Annotated in this window: 4 protein-coding genes and 1 pseudogene; 4 read left to right on the forward strand and 1 reads right to left on the reverse strand. The window is 77.8% G+C overall.

All coding sequences use genetic code 11. The features are described from left to right. Nucleotides 1-105: 105 nt before the first annotated feature. The 3 genes from GTQ99_RS20340 (at nucleotide 106) to GTQ99_RS20350 (ending at nucleotide 2,994) form a co-directional block, all read left to right on the forward strand. A complete protein-coding gene (locus GTQ99_RS20340; RefSeq protein ID WP_338075150.1) occupies nucleotides 106-990 on the forward strand; it encodes a glycosyltransferase family 2 protein in 885 nt (294 codons plus the stop codon). Nucleotides 991-1,070: 80 nt separating this feature from the next. Further along, a complete protein-coding gene (locus tag GTQ99_RS20345) occupies nucleotides 1,071-1,970 on the forward strand; it encodes a glycosyltransferase family 2 protein (RefSeq protein ID WP_166617527.1) in 900 nt (299 codons plus the stop codon). Between the two features lie 220 nt (nucleotides 1,971-2,190). Next, nucleotides 2,191-2,994: a sigma-70 family RNA polymerase sigma factor gene (locus GTQ99_RS20350; RefSeq protein ID WP_166617525.1), complete on the forward strand. Its 804-nt coding sequence runs from the start codon at nucleotides 2,191-2,193 to the stop codon at nucleotides 2,992-2,994. Here the strand turns inward: GTQ99_RS20350 and GTQ99_RS20355 are convergent. Then, the gene (locus GTQ99_RS20355) at nucleotides 2,877-3,950 is read right to left on the reverse strand and encodes an NAD-dependent epimerase/dehydratase family protein (RefSeq protein ID WP_338075151.1); all 1,074 of its coding nucleotides are present in this window, start codon (nucleotides 3,948-3,950) and stop codon (nucleotides 2,877-2,879) included. The two genes, GTQ99_RS20350 and GTQ99_RS20355, sit on opposite strands and share 118 nt — an antisense overlap. A 192-nt stretch (nucleotides 3,951-4,142) precedes the next feature. Between GTQ99_RS20355 and GTQ99_RS20360 the strand changes: the two are divergent. Next, a pseudogene (locus GTQ99_RS20360) lies at nucleotides 4,143-4,322 on the forward strand (Rieske (2Fe-2S) protein); the annotation flags it as partial.

The raw sequence follows: 4,322 nt of genomic DNA on the forward strand, positions 1-4,322 counted from the left end.
GTCCGGCGGGGTCTGCATCACGCTGGAGATGCAACCACCCCCCGGCCCGACACGCCCGTCGGCCCCGCTGGGCCGCTGCGGCGTGTCGCCGCTAGCGTCCGCTGCGTGAGCCCCTCCCCGTCGTCCCCCGACGTGACGGTCGTGGTCGCCACCCGCGACCGCGCCGACGACCTGCGCGCCACCCTGCCGCGCCACGAGGGCCCGGTGGTGCTCGTGGACAACGGCTCCAGCGACGGCAGCGTGGAGGTGGTGCGGGCCGAGGCCGCGCGCCGCGAGCGCGAGGGCCTGCCGCCGCTGACGCTGCTGCAGCCGGGGCGCAACCTGGGCGCCACGGCCCGCAACCTGGGCGTGCGGGCGGCCCGCACGGAGCTCGTGGCCTTCGCCGACGACGACTCGTGGTGGGAGCCGGGGGCGCTGGCGCGCGCGCAGGGGGTCTTCGCCGCGCACCCGCGCCTGGCGCTGCTGGCCGGGCGCACGCTCGTGGGGCCCGAGGACGTGCTGGACCCGATCTGCGCGGACATGGCCACCGCGCCGTGGGGGCGCAGCCCGGACCTGCCCGGCCCGGACGTGCTGGGCTTCCTGGCGTGCACGGCGATCGTGCGCCGCGAGGCGTTCCTGGCGGTGGGCGGCTTCGACGAGGTGGTCTTCTTCGCCGGCGAGGAGGAGCGCGTCACCTACGACCTCGTGGCGGCCGGGTGGGGGCTGGCGTACGTGGCGGACGTGGTGGCCCACCACCACCCCTCCGTCAGCCGCTCCCCCGCGCACGTGCGCCGCGAGCTGCTGGGGCGCAACTACCTGCTGACGGCGTGGATGCGCCGGCCCCTGCCGGTGGCGGCGGCGCGCACCGCGCGGTGGTTGCTGGAGGGCGGGGAGCACCGGCGCTCGGTGCTGGACGCGGCCCCGCGGCTGCCGCGCGCGCTGCGGGCCCGCCGGCGCCCCTCGGCGGAGGTCGAGCGGCGGCTGCGCCTGGTCGGCGGGGACGCGGCGTGAGCGCCGTGGAGCGGGAGCGCGGGGCGGCGGGGGTCGCGGCGGCGCCGGGCCCGGTGCCCGGGGGCCCGCCGCACGAGCGCGTGAGCGTCGTGCTCATCACCTGGCAGCGGCGCGAGGAGGCGCTGCTGGCGGTGGACCGGCTGCTGCGGCTGCCGGAGCGCCCGCGGGTGCTCGTGCTGGACAACGGTTCCACCGACGGCACGGCGGACGCGCTGCGCCGGCGCCACCCGCGCGGCAGCGCGGGCGGGGAGCGCCTCGACGTCGTCGTGCTGCCGGAGAACCAGGGGGCCGTGGCCCGCAACACGGGCGTCGCGACGGCCACCACCCCCTACGTCGCGTTCTGCGACGACGACACGTGGTGGGACCCGGGTTCGCTGGAGCGCGCCGCCGACGTCCTGGACGCCGACCCGCGCGTCGCGGTGCTCACCGCGCGCATCGTGGTCGAACCCGGGGGCGTGGAGGACGACATCGTGGCGGAACTGCGCGACTCCCCCGTCCAGGGCGCCCCGGGGTTGCCCGGACCGGCGCTGGGCAGCTTCCTCGCCGGCGCTTCCGTGGTGCGCCGCAGCGCTTTCCTGGCCGTGGGCGGTTTCTCCAAGCGGCTGTGGCTGGGTGGGGAGGAGGAACTGCTGGCCGCCGACCTCGCGGCCGCGGGCTGGGAGCTGTGCTACCTGGAGGACCTGCAGGTCCACCACCAGGCGTCGGTGCTGCGCGAGTCCGCGCGGCGGCGGCGCAACGGCATCCGCAACACCCTGTGGTTCACCTGGCTGCGGCGGCCGCTGCCGGCGGCGACCCGGCGCACCCGCGACCTGCTGCGGACGCTGCCGCGCGACCGCACCAGCGCCCTCGGCGTGCTGGACGCCGTCGGCGGGCTGCCGTGGCTGGTGCGCGAGCGGCGGGTGCTGCCGCCGCACGCCGAGGCGCGCTTCGCCGCGTTGGAGGAGTCCCAGCGCACCTCGAAGTCGCGCAACTACGCGTGAGGGCGCCCCGTCGGCGCACGCCCGCCGCGGCCCGGGAGGGGTCGCGGCGGGGCTCGCGGCGCGTTCCGCGGGAGGCGCTGGAGCGCTGCTGACGCGGTGCTGGAGCGGTCCTGGCGCGGTCCGGTTGCCGACCCCCCGGGTCGGTGCTCGACTGAGGCCCGCCGGGTGCAGCAGGTCGCCTGGGCAGTCCAGCAGCACCCGCTCCCGGGAGGACCCCGCCATGACCGCACCGACGTCTCACCGACCGGACGATCTGGTGCTCGACCACCTCGACCTCGCCCAGTCGCTCGCGGCCCGCTACCGCAACCGCGGTGAGAGCTTCGACGACCTGGTCCAGGTCGCCTACCTCGGCCTCGTCAAGGCCGCCCACCGCTACCGCCCCGACGCCGGCTCCTCCTTCGCGGCGTACGCGGCCCCCACCATCACCGGCGAGATCCGCCGCCACTTCCGCGACCACGGCTGGGACGTGCGCCCGCCGCGGCGCCTGCAGGAGCTGCGCGCGCGGCTGCGCACCGTCCAGGCGGACCTGGAGCAGCGCGGCGGGTGCACCGACGAGGCCCTCGCCGCGGAGCTGGGCGCCACCGTTGCCGAGGTGCGCGAGGCCCGGCAGGCCTCGAACGCGTACTCGGCCGTCTCGCTGGACGCCCGCTACGGCGGCGACGGCGACGACACCACCCTCGCCGACACCCTGGTGGCCGAGGGCGACGGCGCCGCCGCCGTCGACGACCTCGTCGCCCTCGCGGACGCCACCTCCGACCTGGGCGGGCGCGAGCGGCGCATCCTCGCCCTGCGCTTCTACGCCGACGCGACGCAGTCGCAGATCGCCGCCGACCTCGGCATCAGCCAGATGCAGGTCTCCCGGCTGCTGTCGGCGCTGCTGCGCCGGCTGCGCGAGCGGCTCACCGATCAGGTCCCCGTGCGCGCCGTCGGGTCCAGCGAGCGCGGCCGCATGGCCGGCGAGTCGGTGCCGACGTGGTCGCGCATCCCCTCGAACAGCTCCGCCAGCACGTCCTGGGCGGCGTGAGCCGGGCGCCAGCCCAGCTCCTCGCGCACCCGTGAGGTGTCCAGCAGCGGCACGCCCATCCCCATGTCGAACCAGCCGGGCTGCACGGGGTGGACCTTGGCGTGGTAGCTGGCCTGCACCGCCAGGCGCGCCAGCCGGTGGCCCACGGGCACCAGGCGCCCGGCCCGCAGCACCCGGCCGAGGTCCCGGCCCCCGAGGACGGGCTCGTCGGCGACGTTGAAGGCGCCGCGCGGGGTGCGCTCGAGCATCCGCGCGATGGCGTCGGCCAGGTCCTCGGCGTGCACCACCTGGAAGCGCACCCCCCGCGGCAGGGGCAGCACGGGCAGCGGCACCCGGCCCAGCAGCCGGGTGGGCGTGAGCACCCCGGCGAAGTAGCGCGCGAGCTCGCTGCCGGAGCGGCCCTGCATCACCAGGGCGGGGCGGACCCGGGTGACGACCAGCTCGGGGTGCTCGGCCTCCACGACGTCCAGGTGCGCCTCGCAGGTGGCCTTCTCCCGCGAGTACTGCACGGTCGGCAGGCCGGTGGCCGGCCAGGACTCGTCGACGCGGGAGTCGTCGGCGGGGTGCTCGGCGTAGGCGCCCAGGGAGGACAGGTGCACCAGGTGCGGGACGCCGGCCTGCAGGGCGGCGCGCACGACGTTGCGGGTCCCGCCGAGGTTGACCCGGCTCAGCTCCGCGGGGTCGCGCATGGGCTGGATGAGCCACGCGGTGTGCACGACGGCGTCCACGCCGCGGAAGAGCTCCGTCATGCGGGACACGGCGCCGGGGCCGGCGATGTCGAGGGGCTCCCACTGCACGCCCGCGTACGGGCCGCCCTGCGCGGGGTCCACCTGCGGCACCCGCCGGGCGATGCCGACGACGTCGACGTCCTCGCCGCGCAGCCCCTGCTGCAGCCGGAGCAGCAGCGCCGTCGAGACGTTGCCGGAGGCGCCCGTGATGGCGATCCGCACGCTCACCGCTCCCCTCGGGCGAGGACCGGGGCCCGGTGCGCTGCGACGGCGAACCCGCCGGCGGCCCGCGGGCCGGTGCTGCTGGTGGGTCTGGTCATGCAGGACCCCTACCCGGGGCCCGCACCCCGAAACCGTGGCCGGCTCCCGGGCCCGGCGCCTGCGGGTGCACGCGGGCGCGGACGGGAGTAGGACCGGGGCATGACCCTGGTCCGCGCCCTCTTCGACGCCCCCTCCCGCTGGACCGCCCTGGACCCCCTCGCCGCCCGCGCCGGGGCCCTGGCCGACCGGCTGCTGCCGGGCGGGCGGGTGCGCGGCTGGCTGCACGGGCGCCCCTTCGGCCACCCCGCCCACCCGGCAGCAGCCGGTCGGCCAGGGCCC

The organism is Kineococcus vitellinus (assembly GCF_009906315.1).
Lineage (GTDB): Bacteria > Actinomycetota > Actinomycetes > Actinomycetales > Kineococcaceae > Kineococcus > Kineococcus vitellinus.